We start from the raw sequence: 20,137 nt of genomic DNA, 5'->3' as shown, positions 1-20,137 counted from the left end.
CTTTCAGCTGAGGGTGGCAGAGGGAACGAGGTCGGCCAGCAATGCGCGGACCCGGGTGTCGATGTCGGCGCGGATCGCACGGACCTCACCGACGCTCAGCCCGGCGGGGTCGCGGACGGCCCAGTCCAGGTACCGCTTGCCGGGGTACACCGGGCAGGCATCGCCGCAGCCCATCGTGATGACCACGTCGGCGGCCTGCACGACGTCGTCGGTCAGCGGCTTGGGGAACTCCGCACCGAGGTCGACACCAACCTCGGCCATCGCCTCGGTCACCGCGTCGTCGATCTGCGCCGTCGGCAGGGAGCCGGCCGAGCGGACGTGCACCCGCCCGGCGGCGTGCGCGTTCAGCAGACCGGCGGCCATCTGGGACCGGCCGGCGTTGTGCACGCAGACGAACAGCACCTCGGGCACGCCGGTGGTGATGGCGCCTTTGGCCTGGGCCAGCGCAGTGAGCCGCTCGGTGGCGAACCGGGAGGTGAGCGCCGGCAGATGAGTGGTGACCTTCGCGGTGCGGCGCAGGGCGGTGTAGGACTCGAAGACGTACCGGTCGACGGTCTCCCGGGCGAACACGCCGGTGAAGCGGGCGGCCAGGTCGTCGGCCAGCCGGTGCAGGGCGGCCTCCGGAGTGAGCAGGCCCGGCAGGGACTTGTCCGTCGTCATCGCGAACTCCGAACGGGAGCGGGAACGGTGGGGTCGCCGGGGAACCAGCGCCGTGCCGCCCACAGCGACACGTAGACGAGGGCGACGAGGACAGGGACCTCGATGAGCGGCCCGACCACGCCGGCCAGTGCCTGACCGCTGGTGACGCCGAAGGTTCCGATGGCGACGGCGATGGCCAGCTCGAAGTTGTTCCCGGCCGCGGTGAACGCCAGCGTGGCGGTCTTGGCGTAGCCCAGCCGCAGGCGCATGCCGAGCAGGAACGAGCCGCCGAACATCAGGAAGAAGTAGGCCAGCAGCGGCAGCGCAATGCGGGCGACGTCCCACGGGTTGGACGTGATGGCGTCGCCCTGGAGCGCGAAGAGCATGACGATCGTGAACAGCAGCCCGTAGAGCGCGACCGGGCCGATACGGGGCAGGAATGTGCCCTCGTACCAGTCCCGGCCCTTCCGTCGCTCGCCCAGCGTGCGGGTGAGGAAGCCGGCGACCAGCGGGATGCCGAGGAACACCAGGACCGACACGACGATGGCCCAGAAGCTGAACTCCGCCGAGGTGGTCTCCAGCCCGAGCCAGCCGGGCAGCACCTGGAGGTAGAACCAGCCCAGAGCGGCGAAGGCGACGATCTGGAACACCGAATTGATGGCGACCAGCACGGCGCCGGCTTCCCGGTCACCGCACGACAGGTCATTCCAGATCAGCACCATCGCGATACAGCGCGCCAGACCCACGATGATCAGGCCGGTCCTGTACTCGGGCAGGTCGGGCAGCAGCAGCCAGGCCAGCGCGAACATCAGCGCCGGACCGAGCACCCAGTTGAGCACCAGGCTCGCCCCGAGGAGCTTCCGGTCACCGGTCACGCGGTCGAGCTCGGAGTACCGGACTTTGGCCAGCACCGGGTACATCTGTAATGGATGGCGGCTGGCCCGTGGCCGGCTGAGAAGCTGGGCCTCGGCCTGCGCGCGTGACTCCGGGTATATCCGACTCACCGCCCGTCGGTGGTGTCTTGAAAATGACCTGTCCACGCGCGGGCCGGGGTTCGGCCCTCCCGCCCAGATGCCTTGATTAGAAGCCTGTCCGCCCACCGATCAACGATGGGCGTGACTCATTACAGATGTGTCTCTGAGCGACTCCACGGGTCCGAGCTGATCGATTCACTTGCGCCCGATCAAGGAGACTCATGAGCATCGTCGCCGAGACCGTCGAGCACGTCGTCGGCATCGACACCCACGCCCGCACGCACACCTACTGCCTCCTGCACGCCCGCACGGGAGCAGTCATCGACACCGCGACCTTCCCGACGACGAAGGCGGGCAACGCTCGCGCGATCGGGTGGATAGTGCGCCGCGGCCAGGGCAGCGTTCTCGCTGCCATTGAGGGCACCTCGTCCTACGGCGCCGGCATCAGCGCAGCTCTGCTCGAGCGCGGCTTCGACGTCGCGGAGGTTCGACCAGCAGCCCGGTCCACGCACGCTCACGCCGGCAAGTCCGACACCCTCGATGCCGAAGCAGCAGCCCGTTCGGTCATCGGCCGCGACTACGACACTCTCGCCAGGCCTCGTCAGTCAGGAACCCGCACGGACCTGCGGATTCTCCTGGCATCCCGCTCGATCATCGACCAGCAGCGCACCGCCAACCGCAACGCGCTCACCGCGCTACTGCGCGCCGTCGACCTCGGCGTTGACGCGCGCAAGCCCCTGACCGACGCCCAGATCCGCACCATCGCAGCCTGGCGGACCAGCCGGGCCGCGTCCTCGGAGGTCTCGGCCATCGCGCGGCGCGAAGGCCGTCGTCTCGCGGTTGCGGTGCTGGAGCAGACCGAGTCGCTCAAGACCAATCATCGCGAGCTGCGTCAGCTGACCGAACAGCTCGCTCCCGGCCTGCAGGAGGTTCCCGGACTTGGACCGGTCACCGCGGCGATCATTGTCTGCGCGTACTCCCACCGAGGGCGGATCCGCTCCGAAGCGGCATTCGCAGCCCTGGGTGGCATCGCACCGCTGCCAGCGTCCTCGGGAAACACGACGCGACACCGATTGTCCCGATCAGGCGACCGACAGCTCAACCGCGCCTTCGACATCGCCGTCCGCAGCCGCATGAGCTACGACGCCGCCACCCGCGACTATGTCGCCCGCCGGCGCGCAGAAGGACGCAGCAACCGAGAGATCCGCCGCTGCCTCAAGCGCTACGTCTGCCGGTCTGTCTTCCGCCAACTTCAGACCTGCATGGCTTGACGCGAGGCATAGAAGCGTCATAAGCAGCAGGCCCACCGCGATCGGCAAACTGACGTTGCCGACCTCGACCGCCGACAAGGCGTCGTCCACGCCCGGGACCCAGCGACCAAGTGCCAGACCGAGCGCCATCGCGGCGATGATCCAGACCGGCAGGAACCGGTCCAGCGTCGACAGCCGCGCCATCACCGGCGTCTCGAGGTCGGTCATCGGCCGCGGGGTCTCCGCGACGGTGTCACTCATGGAATCGGCGAACCTCTCCTAATCGGTGGGGGTCGCCGCCCCGCGGCCGCGAGACGGGCGCGGCAGGCATCGACCGCCGTCGATTGACTGTGCACCGGGCATCGACAGGCGTCAATCTCCGGGGCACACTGCCCAGGTGAACAGCAGTCGAACTCCGGCGGCTCTGACCGTTCTCGACCAGCCGACCGACGCAGCTGCGTGCGCTCCGGCCCCAATGACCGGCGGCCTGAACGCCGACGCGGCTGCAGCGCTGGCCCAGACACTCAAGGCACTGGCCGACCCCGCTCGGCTGCGGCTGCTGTCACTGATCGCCGGCAGCAGCACCGGCGAAGCCTGCGTGTGCGACCTCACCGGGCCCCTGGGCCTGAGTCAGCCAACGGTCTCCCACCACTGCAAGGTGCTCGTCGACGCCGGCCTGCTGACCCGGGAGAAGCGCGGCGTGTGGGCCTACTACGCCCTCGTCCGCGGCGCCCTCGACAACCTGGCCGGCGTACTCAGCGCCACCGGCGCCCCGGGAGGCCGGACCCCCGCCGCAGCCGCACTCGCCTGAGCCACTGGGCCGCCCGGCAAGCCGGTCGAGCGGGACGTCGCGTCGACGAAAACGCGCGAAAGGGCTCAACCCCTGGCGCAATCTCGCCCGACGCGCATGACAGCGCACCCTGCTGCCGATGAAGCAGACGTGCTTGAGCCGAACGCCGGCCGGCGCACTTTCGACCCGCCCCGAACGGTCCATGTGCTGCACGATGACGGCCGGTGGTACCGCGCCTCCCAGTTCGAAAGGGTTCGCTGGCCAACCGGCGAGTGGCGCGCCGGCATCCGGTACACAACCGCCCCAGGTTCCACCTACCTACGGTCAGTGCCTGCAGGTCGACTCATCGCGTGAAGCGCTTCTGCCTCCCCCGACCTCCCTCGACCTAGAGCTCGCGGAGGCTGCCGTCGCCGCCGGTCCCGCCTGAGTGGCCGCGGGTCGTTCGGTCATCTTCGTCAGGCGCCGAACCTCAGCGATATCCAGCTCCAGCAGCGCGGCCGCCCGCTCGACCGACACGTCCTCGGCGAGCAGCGTGCGCAGCGTCTCGCCGAGTGCCGCCGTGGCCGCTTGCAGTGCCTGCTCGGCCTCCCGTCGCCCCTCCAGGGCCACGAGCGCCTCCGCCGTCGCCTCCTCGACCCGACGGTCCTGTTCATCACGGGCGGCGTCCAGCGCCCGTCGTCGCTCCCGCGCCTTCGTCAGCGCCGCCGCCTGCCGACTCACCGTTCTGACCACCGCTTCCTCCGCTCGCCCAACTGACCGACCGCCGGATCGTCACACGCCCTCATGACACGACTCCCCGCCTGAGCGTCACCCCCAGCAGTGTCCTGTTCAGTCGAAGATTGCGCTGGGTGGCGTCCCTGACCTGCGGTTCGCAAGGTAGATCCGAACAGCCCGAGCGGATCTTGTTCAGGTCAAGGTTGCACTTTCGGTGACCAGGCGGCCGCTGGCGTCTTCCGTGGGTAGCGTCGAGTCGGCGATGTCGAGCCTTGACTCCGGCTTGCGATGCAGGTCGATCGTGGTGCTGCTGGCGAAGATCGTGGCGGTGATCCCGTCCATCCTGGGTGACCAGTCGCGGATCAGGACTGGGCGGATGTGGCGGTGGTGCAGGAGGGTGCTGCCGCCGCGCCGGTTGATGCCGAACCAGTAGGCGCTGCGGTCGGTCCGGGCCTGGCTCTGGGCGCTGGCCCCAGCCGGGCGGAGCGCGCCGTACTCGCGGGTGTCCGGGAAGAGCTTCTCGGGTCGGCTCGGCGGGCGGTGGCTGTCGTATTTCATCCAGTGCGCGATCGCGTCGCCGCCGTCGGGCGGCTGATAGCCGGGGTGGGCGAGCAGGCGGCCGATCTCGGTGCGGAACCGCCGCTGCTGCTCGGGGCTGCCGCTGGCCAGCCGCCGCCAGGCCGGTGAGGCGAGCACCGCCGCGAGGGTGACGGCTTCGGGATATACCGCGGCGAACAGCCGGGAGGCGCTGAACGTCACCGCCTCTGCTCCGACGGGGATGAGTAGCTTCGTGCGGCCCTCCCATCGGAGCTGCCAGGAGACTGTGTCGGCGTCGGGTCGGTCGGCCCACAGGTGCCCGCAGATGAGGAACCCGGTCAGCACCGCGTCGAAGGTCGCCGCCGGCCCGTGTCGGCGCAGCAGCCTCAGGTGGCGCCGCTGGGCGCAGACGACGTCGTCGAGGTCGTCGTCGAGGTTGTCGCCGAGAGCGGTGGCCGGCTGGCCGGCGTCCGGGGGCCCGATCCAGTACCGGTGGCGGGTGCAGACGTAGCGGTGGTGCGGCAGCAGTCGGGCCACCGCTCCCCCGCCGTGCCGGGCGTCGCAGCGGGGGCAGCCGGGCTGGGGCTGGTGCCGCCACGCGGCCCAGTCTGGCGGCGGGTCGCGCAACTCGGGCAGCGCCCCGGCGAGGTGTGAGGTTGGGCGGCCGGTGAGAGCGGCGAGCCGATCCGCGAGGGCGTCGCGCCGGGCGGATCCGGGGCGGGGGGTGCTGATCGGCTCCCAGAGCTCGCGCGGCGCCATCCCGTGCAGGTTCGCCAGCCGCGCAAGGTAGGAGGCCAGCGTCTCGTGCCGGGCCGGCGGGACCGGGATCGGCAACCGGAGCGGGGGCATCAGCCCGCGGCCTGCTTCCGGCCGCCCCGGTTGCCGACCGCCCGGGGCGGGGTGGCGGCGCGTTCGGCGGCGTAGTCGACCGGGACGGTCTCGAGCAGCTCGCGGGTGATGCGTTCGCTGCCGTCCTCGATGGCCAGGATCGCCGCGCCGCGGACCAGCTGCGAGAGGCTGCCGATCATCCCGCCGCTGCGCCGGTAGAGGTGCTCCTCGAGGGCGAGCAGGTCACCGGGGCGGTGGCGGTGCAGCCGCAGGGTGCCGTCCATGGTGGCGATCAGCGCGCGCCACTGTTCGCGTTGCTCGGTGGTGCCGTAGGCGAACGCGGTGGCCGGGATGACGGTGAACCGGCCGGCGATCTGCCGGCCGCGAACGCCGGCGAACAGGCCCTGCGCCTCCACGTCGATGCCGGCGTAGCAGAAGGTGGCCGGCAGCCGCTCGGCGAAGTACTTCAGCTGGTCGGAGACTTCCGCGCCGGCGCGGGTGGCCAGGTTGAGATTGTGCAGCTCGTCGACGCAGACCAGCTCCACGCGGGTGCGGGTGGCGGTGGTGCAGACCGCCTCGGTGACGTCGGTGAGGTTCGCCCGGGCGGTGAAGCTCAGGCCGAGGAAGCGGGCGAACTCCACGGCCAGCATCCGCGCGGTCGCCGCCGGCGGGACGGTCACGTAGAGCACCGGCAGCCGGTGCTCATCCTCGGGAAAGCGCCGGCGGGTGCGCCGCTCGTGGGTGCGCCCCAGCTGGGTCAGCGCGGTCGTCTTCCCGGTCCCGGAGGCGCCGGAGACGATCACCCCGCGGCGGGCGGAGATCTGGTGCCGGTTGAGCTGGACCAGTAGCCGTGCGGTGGCGATCAGCTGCTGGATCGTCGGGGTGTTCGCCAGCGGCAGGTCGGCGTGGTAGTCCCGCCGCGCCTGGTCGTAGGCCTCCCGCTGCCGGGGTGGCAGCCCGGCCAGCGCCGCGGTCTCGAGCAGCGCCGGCGGGCTCGGCTGCCGGTCGACGAAGCGGCGCCAGCCCTCCTTGGTGGTCAGCGGATCCTCGACCCCGCCCGGGTCGATGCCGCCGTCGGGGTCGGTCACCACCGGTCGGCCTCCGCGTCGGCATCGAAGACCCCGAACGGGATCACCGTGGCCAGCCGCCCGTCGCGGCCGTCATCCCGCTCGACGTCCTCCGGCGCGGCGGTGTCCGCGTCCGCGTCATCGTCCCGGGATGGGGGGCTGTGCGCGGCCGCGGCGACCCGGGTGCGGGCGGCGATCCGGTCGCTGACCTTGTCCACCGGGCCGGCCTGCGCCCGGGTGAGCAGGTCATCGAGCACCCGGGCGACCTCGGTCTCGTTGGTGTCGTCCCGACCTGCCTCGGCGGCGAGGCGCCGGGCGTGCCGCCAGGTGAACTCGGCGAACGGCGCCGAGACCATTGGCAGGTGGGTCCACGGCACCGTCAGCCAGCCCTCGGCGGTGCGCACGAACACGTGCGTGGCGTCATAAGGGTCGTAGTGCACCTCCCACAACCCGCGGCGGGCGGTGACCCCGGAGTGCTGCTGCCGCCACGGGCCCAGCTCAGGACTGTCGTAGGTGCGGTAGCCGATCCGGATGCCGTAGGCGTTGATCGCCCGCCAGGCCACCGGCAGCAGCTCCAGGTAGTCCTCCCCGGCCAGCGTCAGCGGCAGGTAGCCAGCGGCGGCGACCAGCGCGGCATACATCTCATTCGGCGAGAGCGCCCGCCGCGGTGCCAGCGGGTCACGCAACGCGTCGTGCGGGCGGGTCTGCCAGCCGGCCAGCAGCCACTCATCGAGCAGGTCCTGCAGCTCCGGCAGCGTCCAGGCGCCGGTCGCATCCGTGCCCCGCAGCGTGGTGTTGTAGCCGGTGTAGGAGGCCACGTGCTGGCAGAACAGAGAATTGATCGCCTCGAATGTCGTCTCGACGATCGGCTTGTCCGTCGGCGTCCGCGGCCTCGCCCGCTGCACCGAGACGCCCAGCCGGGCGCAGGCGCGGGTGAACGTGTCGGAGAGGAACACCTTGCCGCCGTCGATCACGATGGTGTCCGGCACGATCACCGGCCGGGCCGCGGCCAACTGCATCCGCGCGTCGATGTCGACCAGCCGGGCGTGCGGCAGCCGGGAGGCGGCCATCCGTAGCGCCACCGGCCAGCCCGGCCGCATCGGCTCGGGCACCAGCATCCGGGCCAGCAGCAGCGCCGCGTCCACCGCCTTGGTGCCGACCGGGCGCAGCACCGCCGCGCAGATGGTGCGGGAGGCGACGTCGACCGCGATCGTCAGATCGGCGCGCACCGGGGTCCCGTTGTCCAGCAGCACCAGCACGTCGATCGGGGTGGAGTCGATCTGCACCTGCGCCCCCGGCCGGGCGGCGTGGCTGGGGGTGAACACCCCCGGTGGGCGGTTGGCGGTCTGCCTGCGGGTGACCGCCGAGCCGAACGTGTGCCGGCCGGCGGCCAGGACGTCGATCAGCCGGTAGAACGTCGTCCGGCCCGGCAGCGGCACCACCCCGGGCCCGTGGGTGGCCTCGACCGCCTTGGCCGCCCGGCGGATCAGCCGCGACCGGGTGCCGGTCGAGGTGTCGGTCTCCGCCTCGATGACCTCCCGGACCGCCTCAACCAGCCGCGCATCCACCCGTCCGGTCGCTTCCCACTCCCGCGCCGCCCGCTGGTCCACCAGTCCCCACAGGCCCTGCCGGGCGTAGCGGGCCCGGCGCAGTTGCACTGTGCGAACGCTGACCGCGAGCTCGGCCGCCTTCGCCTCCTCGCGCTGGCGCAGCGTCGTGGTCGCCGGGTCATAGCCCGCCCGCGGGACCGCGCCGGACGGCGGGTTCGGCGGCAGCCCGGTCTCCACCTCCACCACCTGGCGTTCCCACTCCCGCGCCGCCTCCAGCACGCCGGCCGGCAGCCGGTCGAGCAGCCCGAACGGCTGCACCGCCGGCGCCGGCGCGCCGCCGATGACCGCGAACTCCGGGGAGGCCAGCAGGTAGCCGGCAAGCACCACCTGCTCGGTGCCGTCGCCCGCGCGCAGCCGCACCGACGTGCCGGCCAGCGCGATGACCTGGTGCTCGCCGCCGTCGAAGTGCACCCGGTCGCCCGGCCGCAGCACCGCGGCCCGTCCCGGCGTCATCGCGTGCCCGCCGCGGGACTCACCAGCGTCTCCGGATGCAGCGGCACCGACACGTCCGCGGTCAACTCGTGCGACCACAGCAGGTGAAACAGCACCGGCAGCACCGCGATCGGGTCGCCCGCCGCCTCCGCACCGGCCATCAACGGCGTTGGCGTCGCGAACACCCGCCGCAGCGCCTCGACGCTCTCCGGCAGCCGGTGCCGAGGATGCCGGTAGCCGGCCAGCCAGCGCACGTTCTCGGTCTCGACCGCCTCCGGGGCGCCGAGCAGCCGGTACTCCCAGCCGACCAGCGCGCACGCCCTCGCGGTCGCGTCGAACTTCGCCACGTCCCGCGGCTTGCGACGCTCCACCGGCCGGCAGTCGATGACCACCGCCGAGCCGTCCGCCCGCCGGGCGAAGAAGTCCGGTGCGTGCGATGCCTGCTCGCCCGCCTCGCCGGTCCAGCGCAGCCAGAACGGCTGGGATGCGATGCCGACCACGGTCGGGTCGAAGTCCAGCCACATCAAGTTGTCGCGCTCGAGCCAGGACTCGAAGCCCACGTGGCCGCCGGTTGACGAAGACCACCACAGCCCGCTCAGGTGCCGCTGCCCCTTGCGCGATACGAACCGGCGCACCGGCGTTCCGTGCTCGAACGCCACCGTCCACGCCTCGGCCAACGGCACCCGGAGCTCGGCGCCGTCCTCGGTCAGGTAGCCGACCTGAAAACCGTCCGCGCGCAGTGAGTCAGCGGCCTCCGCCGCCCGAGGTGACTGTGTCACCCGTCACAGTGTTCGCCAGCGGTCGGCCCGATCCCGGTAGCGACTCGCAAGCTAATTCCGGACGTCGCAAGATCACTCGCAAGGTAAGTCCGGACTTCGCAAGGTCCAGCCGGACAGGACAAGCAGACCGGCGCCCGGAGCCGGCGTCACCCCGACCCCTCCGACCTGACACACCTCATGCATCACGGCCCGAAGGGCCGCCTATTGACGGAAAGTTGACACTGCGGGCGCACGCTGCACGTCTATTCGCCGGCGGGTCGGCGGTGCGCGCGTCGCTGACCTGGGGACCATCCTGCTCTTGCTACGTTGACGCGACATTGTCGTGTTTCCGTTGACAGGGTGGGGTGCGGGGTTGGCGCAGGTGCCGGGCTCGGCGGGACTGGTTCTGGTCGAGGGCGTCGCTCATCTGGACGAGCCGGCTGCGGTGTTCGAGGGCATGCTGACCGGCTGGGCCAGGCAGCAGAAGTCGCGGATGCTCTCCGATGCCACCGTCTCCTCGCGGCTGTCACTGCTGCGCCGGTTCACCGAGTTCGCCGGCTCCTACCCGTGGTCGTGGACGCCGGCCGACGTCGAGGACTTCACCGTCGGGCTCACCTCCGGTGAGCGGCGGATGGCGCCGGCGACGATCCGCGGCTACCACCTGACGCTGCGGATGTTCTGCGACTACCTCACCGACGCCCGTTACGAGTGGCCCCGGCAGTGCCGCGACCGGTTCGGGCAGGTGCCCAGCCAGGTGTGTCACGAGTGGAACACCGTCGCGCACCTGACCGAGTACGAGGGACAACCGGCCCGGCGCCCGCTGTCCTACGACGAGCTGGAGCAGTTGTTCGACCACCTGGACCGTCAGGTGGATGTGATCGTCAAGTCCGGACGCAAGGGTGCGCTCGCCGCGCTGCGGGACGCGCAGATGATCAAGACCTGCTACGCCTTCGGGCTGCGCCGCAACGAGCTGTGCCGCCTCGACGTGGCCGACCTGCGACCCAACCCGCACGTGCCGGACTGGGGCGGCTACGGGTCGGTGCACGTGCGCTACGGCAAGGCCATCCGCGGCGGCGTTCCACGCCGGCGCACGGTGCTGGCGGTCCCGGAGTTCGACTGGGCGATCGCCGGGCTGCGGCAGTGGGCCGAGCAGGCCCGGCCCATCCTGCGGCCCGCGGACCATCCGGCGCTGTGGGTCACCGAGCGGCTCACCCGGGTCTCGACCAAGCACCTGGACAAGCGGTTCGCGGTGCTGCGCGCCGGCGCCGGGCTCGCCCCGGAGCTGACGCTGCACTGCCTGCGGCACTCCTATGTCACGCACCTGATCGAGTTCGGCTATCCGGAGCGGTTCGTGCAGGAACAGGTCGGGCACGCCTACGCCTCGACGACGGCGATCTACACCTCGGTCAGCAACGACTTCAAGAACAAGACGCTGCAGGCGGCGCTCGGCCGCGTCTACAAGCCGCCATCGACAACCACGGAGGCCACCGGGGCGACGACCGGGATGACGACCGGGACGGAGGTGCGCCGATGACTCGGCGGCTGGTGATGCGCTGGCACCTGCGGCAGGTGATGGCCTCCCGCGGCATCTTCCAGACCAGCGAGTTGGTGCCGCTGCTGGCCGAGCGCGGGGTGCACCTGACCCGCCAGTACGTGCACAAGCTGGTCACCACCCCGCCGCAGCGGGTCAACGTCGACCTGCTCGCCGCGCTCTGCGACATTCTCGGCTGCACCCCCGCCGAGCTGCTCGAACCCGTCGTCGAACAGGCCGAACAGGCCAAGACCGGCACCGTCGATGCGGCGCGGGAGGGGCTGGGCATCGGTGACCTCCGCCCGATCCGCGCCACCGTCCGGCGCCCGCACGAGGACCGGTGAGCGCTCCGCGCGGCTGGTCGACCACCACCTGCGGGCAGTGCGGCGAGCTGCGGCCCTGCCATCGGAAGATCCTCGAGCAGCGGGTCTGCCAGCGCTGCATGCTGCGCTTCCGTCGCACGGCCAAGCCGTGCCCGGGCTGCGGCCAGCTGAAGGTGCTGGCCTTCTACGACCCGCAGCGCCGCCCGGCCTGCGCCGGCTGCACCGGCCACGAGCCGGTCTACGCCTGCCCGTCCTGCGGCCGCGAAGACAGCCCATTCGGCCGCCACTGCGGGCCCTGCACCCTGCGCCAGCAGCTCACCGAGCTGCTCACCGACCCGACCGGAGACATCCACCCGAAGCTGCAGCCGGTCTTCGACGCCCTGATGGCCGGGCCGCGGCCGCAGACCACGCTCTACTGGCTGACCCGTGCCTCGGCCCGCCCGGACATCCTGCGGGACATGGCCCGCGGCGAGCTGGAGATCTCCCACGCCGCCTTCGCGGCTCTGCCGGCCACCCGGTCGGTCGACTACGTGCGCGATCTGCTCGCCGCGCTCGGCGTCCTGCCGCCCTACCAGCTGGCCGTCGAACGCATCGTCCCGTGGCTGCGCGAGCTCCTCACCGACCTGCCCAAACCCCACGCCGAGGTGATTGACCGATTCGCCCGCTGGCAGCTGCTGCGCCGGCTACGGCTCCTCGGCGAGCGTGACCGGGTCACCCGCGGCGGGGTGCAGCACGCCCGCGCCGCCGTGCTCGGTGCCGCCCGGTTCCTGCGCTGGCTCGACGAGCACAACGCCACCCTCGCCACCGCCACCCAGGCCCAGCTCGACGACTACCTGGTCAGCCATCCCGGCCGCGGCCGAAGCCTGAAGGTGTTCCTGGACTGGACACAACGCAGCGGCGTCGGCTCCGACCTGCACGTTCCCGGCGCCGAGCGGCCGCTGCCGCAGGTCACCCTCTCCGACCAGCGCCGCTGGCAGCAGGTCGAGCGGCTGCTGCACGACGACGACATCCGCCTCTATGTCCGCATCGGCGGGCTGTTCATGCTGCTGTTCGCCCAGCCGCTGGCCCGGATCTGCCGCATGCGCGCCGACCAGATCACCACCGAGCCCGACGGAGCCGTGACCGTCACCTTCGACGCAGCCCCCATCCAGCTGCCCGATCCGCTCGACCGGCTCGTGCTCGACCAGCTGGCCCGCCGCGGCCAGGCCTCCTACGCCAGCCGCCCCGACCGCTGGCTGTTTCCCGGCGGTCTGCCCGGAAAGCACCTGGTCACCGAGAACATCCGCTCCCAGCTCGTCGCTCTGGGCATCCGGCCCTCCGCCGCCCGCAAGGCCGCGATGTTCGACCTCGCCGCCCGGATGCCGGTGCCGATCCTGGCCGAACTGCTCGGCCTCAGCACGAACACCGCCACCCGCTGGGCCGCCCTCGCCGCCCGGGACTGGAGCCAGTACGCCGCCATGCGACGGGCCTGACACCACGACGCTCTCCCACCGACGACCAGGCTCCCTCCCCGCCGTCGTCGGCGGAGCCGACCGGAGACGGGCAATAGGAGGTGGTTCCGATATGCGCCTCCACCGATAGACCGCCCCTTGTCGATGCTCCACGGCGCCGGAGCGTGGCAGAGATGCTCGCGACTGTCGGGTCGTGATGACGCTGCACAAGCTCACCGCGGGGGACGGATACACGTATCTGACCCGCCAGGTGGCTGCGCACGACGCCACCACCCGCGGGTTCGACAACCTGGGCTACTACTACAGCGAGAAAGGGGAAGTTCCGGGCGTCTGGATGGGACGCGGGCTTGCCGCCGTGCCCGATTTTCCGGTCGGTGAGCGGGTCACCGAGGCGCAGATGGTCGCGCTGTTCGGGGAGGGGCGGCACCCGAACGCCGACCAGATCGAGCGCGACGCGCAGCTGGCCGGTAAGAACCCGCAGGAGATCGATCAGGCCAGCCGCCTGGGCGCGCCCTACCGCATTCACGAGCAGGCCAACATGTTCCACCGCCGCTCAGCAGGGGCGTTCCGGGACCACAACACCGCGCTCGGACTGCCCGCGGACACCCCCGTGCCGGTCGAGGAACGAGCCCGAATCCGCACCGAGCTGGCCTCGACGATGTTCGTCGAGACCTACGGCCGTCCGCCGGCCGACGCCCGCGAGTTGTCCGGTCATTTGGCCCGCGTTTCCCGCCAGGCCACCACCGCGGTCGCCGGGTACGACCTGACGTTCAGCCCGGTCAAGAGCGTCTCCACGCTGTGGGCGATCGCTCCGCCAGAGGTCGCATCCGTCATCGAGCGGGCGCACGCCGACGCGGTGACAGACACGCTGACCTGGTTGGAGGACCACGCCGCCTACACCCGCACGGGCCGCAACGGAGTGGCGCAGGTGGAGGTACGCGGGCTGATCGCGGCGGCGTTCACCCACCGCGACTCACGAGCCGGCGACCCGGATCTGCACACCCACGTGGCCGTCAGCAACAAGGTGCAGACCCGCGACGGGCGGTGGCTGGCGCTGGACGGTCGGCTGCTCTACAAGAACAACGTCACCGCCTCCGAGCGGTACAACACCCGCCTGCAAGCCCTGCTCACCGAGCGACTCGGCGTCCGCTTCGCCGACCGCCCCGGCGCCGACCCGAGCAAGCGCCCGGTGCGCGAGATCGTCGGCGTTGACGGCGAGCTTCCCCGGCTCTGGTCGTCACGGCGGGCGTCGATCGACACCCGCCGTGCGGAGCTGTCGGCAGCGTTCCAGGCAGACCACGGGCGGCCGCCGACGCCGAAAGAGGCCGTGTCGCTTGCGCAGCGGGCCAACCTGGAGACCCGCCACCGCAAGCACGAGCCCCGCTCCTACGCCGAACAGCGCGCCGCCTGGCGCACCGAGGCGCTGGCGGTGCTGGGCGGGGAGAGCGGCCTGCGCGACTACCTCCGCAGTGCACTCGCCCCCCGCCGCGGACCCCAAGCGGAGCACCCGACGCGCAGATGGGTCGACCAGACCGCCCAGCACGTGCTGTCGGCGGTGCAGAGCTCGCGCGCGACCTGGCAGGTGAACCACGTCCGCGCCGAGGCCGAGCGGCAGGCCCGCGCCGCCGCGATCCGGCTGACCGATCTTGACCGAGCCATCAACGCCGTCGTCGACAGAGCGCTGTCCCTGTCGACGCCGTTGGGCAACCGCGAGCCGGTGACCGAGCCACCGGCGCTGCGCCGCTCGGACGGCAGTTCCGTCTACACCGTGGCCGGTTCGGAGCTGTACACCTCGACCGAGATCCTCGCCGCCGAGCGCGCCATCCTCGCAGCGGCCGGACGCCGCGACGGACGCGTGGTGCCGGCTGCGGCCGTCGACGTCGCGCTGCTGGAGTCCACCGCCAACCGGGTCGAGCTCAACCCTGGCCAGGTGCAGCTGGTCCGCGAGCTGGCCACCTCCGGAGCCCGGGTGCAACTGGCACTGGCCCCGGCAGGCACCGGCAAGACCACCGCCCTGCGTGCGCTGTCCGGGGCATGGCGGGCCGGCGGTGGGAACGTCGTGGGCCTGGCGCCCTCGGCAGCTGCGGCCGCGGTGCTGGGTGAGGAAGTCGGCACCGACACCGACACCCTCGCCAAGCTGATCCACGCACTGGCCACCGGCAACGCCGTCCCGACCTGGGTCGCGCGCATCGGCCCGGACAGCCTCGTGGTCATCGACGAAGCCGGCATGGCCAACACTCCCGACCTGGCCCGGGTGATCGCGTTCGTCACCGACGCCGGCGGGTCGGTCCGGCTGATCGGCGATGACCAGCAGCTGGCGGCGATTGGCGCCGGCGGAGTGCTGCGCGACATCGCCGCCACCCACGGTGCGGTCACCCTCTCGCAGGTCCTGCGCTTCACCGACCCTGACACCGGCGCTCCCGACCACGCCGAGGGCGCCGCGTCACTGGCGCTGCGCGACGGCGACCCGGCCGCCCTCGCCTACTACATCGATCACGGACGGGTGCACGTCGGGGACCTGACCACGGTCACCGACGACGCCTACACCGCCTGGTCGACCGACCGCGCTGCCGGGCGCGACGCCATCATGCTGGCGCCGACGCGGGAGCTGGTCGGCGAACTGAACACCCGTGCCCGCCGCGACCGACTCGCCCAGCAGAACGGGCCGGTCGGGCCACAGGTCACCCTCGCCGACGCCTCACAGGCCTCCGCCGGCGATGCGGTCATCACCCGCCGCAACGAGCGCACCCTCCCGATCAGCGCCACCGACTGGGTCAAGAACGGCGACCGGTTCACGGTCACCGCCGTCCGCGACACCGGCACCCTCGACGTCGTCCACCAGCGCACCGGACGGCGCCTCACCCTGCCCGCCGATTACGTCAGCGACCACGTCAGCCTCGGCTACGCCACCACCGTGCACGGCGCGCAAGGCCTCACCGCCGACACCTGCTACACCGTCGCAACCGGCGAAGAGTCGCGCCAACTGCTCTACGTCGCCCTGACCCGCGGCCGGCACGCCAACCACCTCTTCCTCACGACCGCCGGCGACGGCGACCCGCACAGCGTGATCACCCGCGACGCGCTGCTGCCACCCACCGCCGTCGACGTCTTGACTCGTGTGCTGGCTCGCGACGGCGCTCCGACCTCGGCCACCAGCCAGGCCCGCGGGCTGACCGATCCCGCCGCTCTGCTCGCTTGCGCCGCAGATCGGTACTACGACGCGCTCAACACCGCCGCGGAAGAGCGCCTGGGCCTGGAGGTGCTCCAGGCCATCGACGCTGCCGCCGACGCCGCGATGCCGGGCCTGACCATGCAGGCGGCCTACCCCGTCCTGCGCGCGCACCTGGCGCTGTGTGCGGTCTCGGGTCGTGATCCCTCCGATGTCCTCCGGCAGGCCCTGGCCTTGGATCGACGTCTGGACGACGCCCGCGATGTGGCCGCGGTCCTGGACTGGCGCATCGACTCCACCGGGCATCACTCGGCCGGGACCGGCCCCCTGCCGTGGCTGCCCGGCCTTCCGAAGGCGCTCGGCGACGACCTCGAGTGGGGCCCCTACCTCGCCGACTCCGCCGACCAGGTCAGCTCACCGGCCGTCGACGTCGCCGCCCGTGCACGCGCCTGGACCCCCACCAGCGCTCCCGCGTGGGCGCGTCCGCTCATCGACCGCGATCTTCAGCTGGTCGCCGATCTCGCCGTCTGGCGCACAGCCCACGGCGTTGACGACGCCGACCGCCGTCCCACCGGCCCGGCGCTGCCGCGCGCCGCTGACGCCCGGGCCCAGCGGGCGCTTGACGACCGCGTCACGCGGCTGCTCGGCGACAGACGCGCGCTCACCGGGCGCTGGGCGCCGCTCGTCGACAGCATCGACCCACGCATCGCCGGCGACCCCTACTGGCCGGTCCTGGCCGAGCGGCTCGCCGCCGCCGACCGCGCCAGCATCGACATCACCGCGCTTGTCCACGCCGTGGCCGCCGAACGTCCCCTGCCGGACGAGCAGCCCGCCGCCGCGCTGTGGTGGCGACTGTGTCGGCACCTCTCCCCCGCCGCGATGACCGCCACCGATTCCTCCGTCCCCGAGACGCTGCGCCCCGACTGGACCCCAGTTCTGGCCACCGTCCTCGGCCCTGAAACCGCCGAGCGGGTGGTCGCCGACCCTGCCTGGCCCGCCCTGGTCGCCGCCGTCGCCGCTTCACGCCACGCCGGCTGGCAGCCCGACCAGGTGCTGTCCACGGCCCATGACCTGCTGCACGCCGGTCACTCCGACGACGACCAACTGCGCCCGGATGAGCTGGCCACCGCCCTGGTGTGGCGGATCCGCGTGCTCACCGACCCGGCGTCCGCCGCACGCGCACACGCGCCGACGCCGCCGACCGACCTCGAACACCTGCCCACAGCCGACGGAGTTGCCGACGACGACTGGCTGGCCGGTCTGGTGGAACCCGACGACACCGAACTTCTCCATGAGGACCTGTACGGGGACGACCCGGGCGCTGACGAGCATCACGTCTCTGCACAAACCGATCGCCGGGCCGCGAAACCGAGTCACCGAGCCGCAACTGACCGGGCTGACGAAGAAGAGGGAGTTCGCGTTGACCGGGACCATCTCCTGGAGCTCAACCAGCAGGCCGCCGACTTCTTCACCGCCCGTTACCGCGGCTCCTGGGCACCTGCCTACCTGACCGACCGGCTCGGCACCGATCTGGCGGGAGAGGACCGGTTCACCGTGGGGTACGCCCCCGACAGCTGGACCGCGCTGACCAGCCACCTGCGCCGCCTCGGCGCCACGGACGCCGAGATCGTCGCCGCCGGCCTTGGCAGCTACGCATCCACCGGCCGGGTCATCGACCGCTTCCGCGACCGGCTGGTCTTCGCCATCCGCGACGGCGAGGAGATCCACGGCTGGATCGGCCGCCGCAACCCCGACCACGACGAGGACGGGGACCACGCCGTCCCCAAGTACCTCAACACCGCGGAGACCGAGCTGTTCACCAAGGGCAGCGAGCTGTACGGCCTGACCGAAGGCGCTGCGGCCTTGGCTGCCGGCGCCGTCCCGGTCCTCGTGGAAGGCCCCCTCGACGCGCTGGCAGTCACCCTCGCTGTCGACGGCGACTACGTCGGCATCGCCCCACTGGGCACGGCCTTCACCGACGCACAGGCCGACGCGCTACGCCCATTCATCGGCGGCGGAAAACCCGGGATCATCGTCGCCACCGACGCCGACCGGGCTGGACAGCGGGCCGCCCAGCGCATCTTCTGGCAGCTCACCGCCCGTGGTGACGATCCCCGCCACCTCGCCATTCCGACCGGCAAGGACCCCGCCGAGCTGCTGGAGACGGGCGGCGCCGCCGCTCTGCGCCAGGCTCTCGCGGCCTCCCCAAGCCTGGCTGGCGCGCTCATCGACGCCCGCGTCGCCGTCTACGCCGACCAGCTGGACACCGTCGAAGGCCAGGTACACGCCGCTCGCCGCGCCGCGGTCGTCATCGCCGCCGTCCCGTCGACGAGTTGGCCGGCGCATCTCACTCGAGTGGTGGCCAGCACCGGCATCGCGCCCGACATCGCGCTGTCGGAAGTCTTCGACGCCGCTCGGGCTCGGATAGAGGGTGCTCACGTGCCGGCACGGACAGTGTTGCCCGGCCAGCTGCCCGAGCCGGTCATTGGCCTGGGGATGGAGTCCCCCGCCCCCGTGATATCCGCAACGGAGACAGGGCCGGAAAGGCTGGCCGACAGTGCGCAGGCAGCTGAGCGGGCTGCATCCCAGGGCCGGCACCCTCGCCTCGCAGCTCGGCCGCGGCCACGTCAACCGTTGTGACGCCGTTAGAAGGGCGGGCGCTGCACGACGTCTCCACCACCGGCACAAACTACGCCGACACGCACACCGGCCGCCTTGGAACTTACTTGCGCGTCTCGAGTGAGCGTTAAGCGCGGGGCCCGAGACAGGGGCGCACGACGCAGCTGCGCATCGACCCACGGACGGATGTGCGCGCATGCGAGGTTTACAGCGGTGGCGGCTGCAGTGTCCGCGGAGACACAATCAGGTGACCTAGACGCCGAACGCCACCGAAGGGAGATGCCGCTGTACCCGACCAGTGATTCGTCGAGCTTGACACCAGAGCAGCTTGCACGTCTGGACGACACATTCTTCGCCTCCAATCCAGCTTCTTACTGGCGTGCGCGGATCGACGACTTGCTGCGCGAGCCGACACCGATCGACTACCGCTCGGCGCTCGCTGCCCAAGTAACCGGCTACGGCCTTGACGAGAGCCTGTTATCCATGACGGCACCGACGGAAGCCGAACGGGAGCTGCAACGGGCACTTGACGCCTTCGCCCTTCGTCACCACCTCGCCGAATCGCTCCTCCGGTTGGTCCACGCCGTCATCACCGGGTGGAATACCCCGGGGTCGAATATCTGGGTGTCGCTAACCAGCAATCGGGACTCCGGCTATGAGCTCGTGAAGGAGCTCCGCGACTTCGCAGGACAAGGAGAAGTTCCCGCGAACCTCTTTATGCCCGCTGCAGACGTGAAGGCGTTAGCTGAAGACCCACCCTCAAACGTAGTATCCGCAATCCGGATGCACTGGCGATGGGTGCAGCGCGCTATGCGACTGCTCGTAGGCGAGGGGTTAGAGGCCAGCGTCGGCAACAATAAGCTCAAGCATGGCCTCGCGGTACGAGCGCATGATGAATTGCGGGTCAACTTTATGGCAGAATCCCCGGCGCCCGACGGCAGCGTTCGACTGTCGGCCATTAAGAGCGGCTCCAGCATCGTCGATGCAAGGGCGATCGAATTCTTGGAGCGCCTCCCGGGACGCCACGAGCACGCCGGGTCCTGGGAGATAACCGTGCTCAACCTGCGCCCTGCGCCGCTTATCGCCGAAGCGCTGATGCTTTCCACTGTGTGGGCATCGGTCTTCGCGACGGCGGCAGCCGACCGCTTCGTGGGGCCAGACGAGGCTAAACCTAGGCATCCCGGTCTTCTACTCGGGCCCCCACCGGAGGCGATCGTTCGAGAAGTCCTCGGCTACCGTCAAGCGCTCACCGTCTCAACTAAGACCGGTACTTCGCGCGGGCTGAGTGTCGAGACTGCCAACGGCATCGTCGAGCTCAAGCAGACAGCCCCAGGAAGCACCGCCATCATCGTCGATGACTGACCCGGGTCACACTTCATCTACGAGATGTTGTCGATTGTCGGTCTGCCGCCGCAGCCATAAGCCTACTGACGACCGCCGCAATC

14 protein-coding genes are annotated in these 20,137 nt (G+C 71.3%); 7 read left to right on the top strand and 7 right to left on the bottom strand.

Features of this window, described 5'->3' with window-relative positions; translation table 11 throughout:
- Positions 1-3: 3 nt before the first annotated feature.
- Entirely contained in the window at positions 4-660 is a 657-nt protein-coding gene (locus BLASA_RS08320; protein ID WP_014375651.1) for an arsenate reductase ArsC, read from the bottom strand.
- Positions 657-1,559 (bottom strand): ACR3 family arsenite efflux transporter, encoded by a 903-nt coding sequence (gene arsB / locus BLASA_RS08315; RefSeq protein ID WP_231839579.1) that lies wholly within the window; start codon positions 1,557-1,559, stop codon positions 657-659. The genes BLASA_RS08320 and arsB overlap by 4 nt, the downstream gene beginning before the upstream one ends.
- A 275-nt stretch (positions 1,560-1,834) precedes the next feature.
- Between arsB and BLASA_RS08310 the strand changes: the two genes are divergently transcribed.
- Positions 1,835-2,884, top strand: a complete 1,050-nt coding sequence (locus BLASA_RS08310; protein ID WP_014375649.1) for an IS110 family transposase — start codon at positions 1,835-1,837, stop codon at positions 2,882-2,884.
- Positions 2,885-3,338: 454 nt separating this feature from the next.
- Positions 3,339-3,674, top strand: a complete 336-nt coding sequence (locus BLASA_RS08305; RefSeq protein ID WP_051004915.1) for an ArsR/SmtB family transcription factor — start codon at positions 3,339-3,341, stop codon at positions 3,672-3,674.
- A 303-nt stretch (positions 3,675-3,977) separates the two neighbouring features.
- Here BLASA_RS08305 and BLASA_RS26240 read toward each other — a convergent pair whose 3' ends face one another.
- From BLASA_RS26240 to BLASA_RS08280, 5 genes are all read right to left on the bottom strand, one after another.
- A complete protein-coding gene (locus BLASA_RS26240; RefSeq protein ID WP_166486515.1) occupies positions 3,978-4,373 on the bottom strand; it encodes a hypothetical protein in 396 nt (131 codons plus the stop codon).
- Between the two features lie 186 nt (positions 4,374-4,559).
- Positions 4,560-5,753: a TniQ family protein gene (locus tag BLASA_RS08295; RefSeq protein ID WP_014375342.1), complete on the bottom strand. Its 1,194-nt coding sequence runs from the start codon at positions 5,751-5,753 to the stop codon at positions 4,560-4,562.
- Positions 5,753-6,820: a TniB family NTP-binding protein gene (locus BLASA_RS08290; protein ID WP_014375341.1), complete on the bottom strand. Its 1,068-nt coding sequence runs from the start codon at positions 6,818-6,820 to the stop codon at positions 5,753-5,755. Before BLASA_RS08290 ends, BLASA_RS08295 begins: the two co-directional genes overlap by 1 nt.
- Positions 6,817-8,862, bottom strand: coding sequence for a Mu transposase C-terminal domain-containing protein (locus tag BLASA_RS08285; protein WP_014375340.1), 2,046 nt, complete (start codon positions 8,860-8,862; stop codon positions 6,817-6,819). The genes BLASA_RS08290 and BLASA_RS08285 overlap by 4 nt, the downstream gene beginning before the upstream one ends.
- The gene (locus BLASA_RS08280) at positions 8,859-9,620 is read right to left on the bottom strand and encodes a TnsA-like heteromeric transposase endonuclease subunit (protein ID WP_014375339.1); all 762 of its coding nucleotides are present in this window, start codon (positions 9,618-9,620) and stop codon (positions 8,859-8,861) included. The genes BLASA_RS08285 and BLASA_RS08280 overlap by 4 nt, the downstream gene beginning before the upstream one ends.
- A gap of 361 nt (positions 9,621-9,981) precedes the next feature.
- On the opposite strand from BLASA_RS08280, the gene BLASA_RS08275 reads away from it, so the two are divergent.
- The 5 genes from BLASA_RS08275 to BLASA_RS08255 all read left to right on the top strand — a co-directional run bounded on the left by BLASA_RS08275 (position 9,982) and on the right by BLASA_RS08255 (position 20,054).
- Entirely contained in the window at positions 9,982-11,133 is a 1,152-nt protein-coding gene (locus BLASA_RS08275) for a tyrosine-type recombinase/integrase (protein WP_231839624.1), read from the top strand.
- Positions 11,130-11,474: a helix-turn-helix domain-containing protein gene (locus tag BLASA_RS08270; protein WP_014375253.1), complete on the top strand. Its 345-nt coding sequence runs from the start codon at positions 11,130-11,132 to the stop codon at positions 11,472-11,474. The genes BLASA_RS08275 and BLASA_RS08270 overlap by 4 nt, the downstream gene beginning before the upstream one ends.
- Complete coding sequence (locus tag BLASA_RS08265) at positions 11,471-12,925, top strand: hypothetical protein (protein ID WP_014375252.1); 1,455 nt, start codon at positions 11,471-11,473, stop codon at positions 12,923-12,925. Before BLASA_RS08270 ends, BLASA_RS08265 begins: the two co-directional genes overlap by 4 nt.
- Positions 12,926-13,100: 175 nt before the next feature.
- On the top strand, positions 13,101-18,713 hold the full coding sequence (gene mobF / locus BLASA_RS26235) for a MobF family relaxase (RefSeq protein ID WP_166486729.1): 5,613 nt from the start codon (positions 13,101-13,103) through the stop codon (positions 18,711-18,713).
- Between the two features lie 258 nt (positions 18,714-18,971).
- Positions 18,972-20,054, top strand: coding sequence for a hypothetical protein (locus BLASA_RS08255; RefSeq protein WP_041775678.1), 1,083 nt, complete (start codon positions 18,972-18,974; stop codon positions 20,052-20,054).
- Positions 20,055-20,137: the final 83 nt, after the last annotated feature.

This window comes from Blastococcus saxobsidens DD2, assembly GCF_000284015.1.
Taxonomy (GTDB): Bacteria; Actinomycetota; Actinomycetes; order Mycobacteriales; family Geodermatophilaceae; genus Blastococcus; species Blastococcus saxobsidens_A.
The sequence above is the reverse complement of the archived record's forward strand: the minus strand, read 5'-3'. Positions and strand labels throughout refer to the sequence as shown.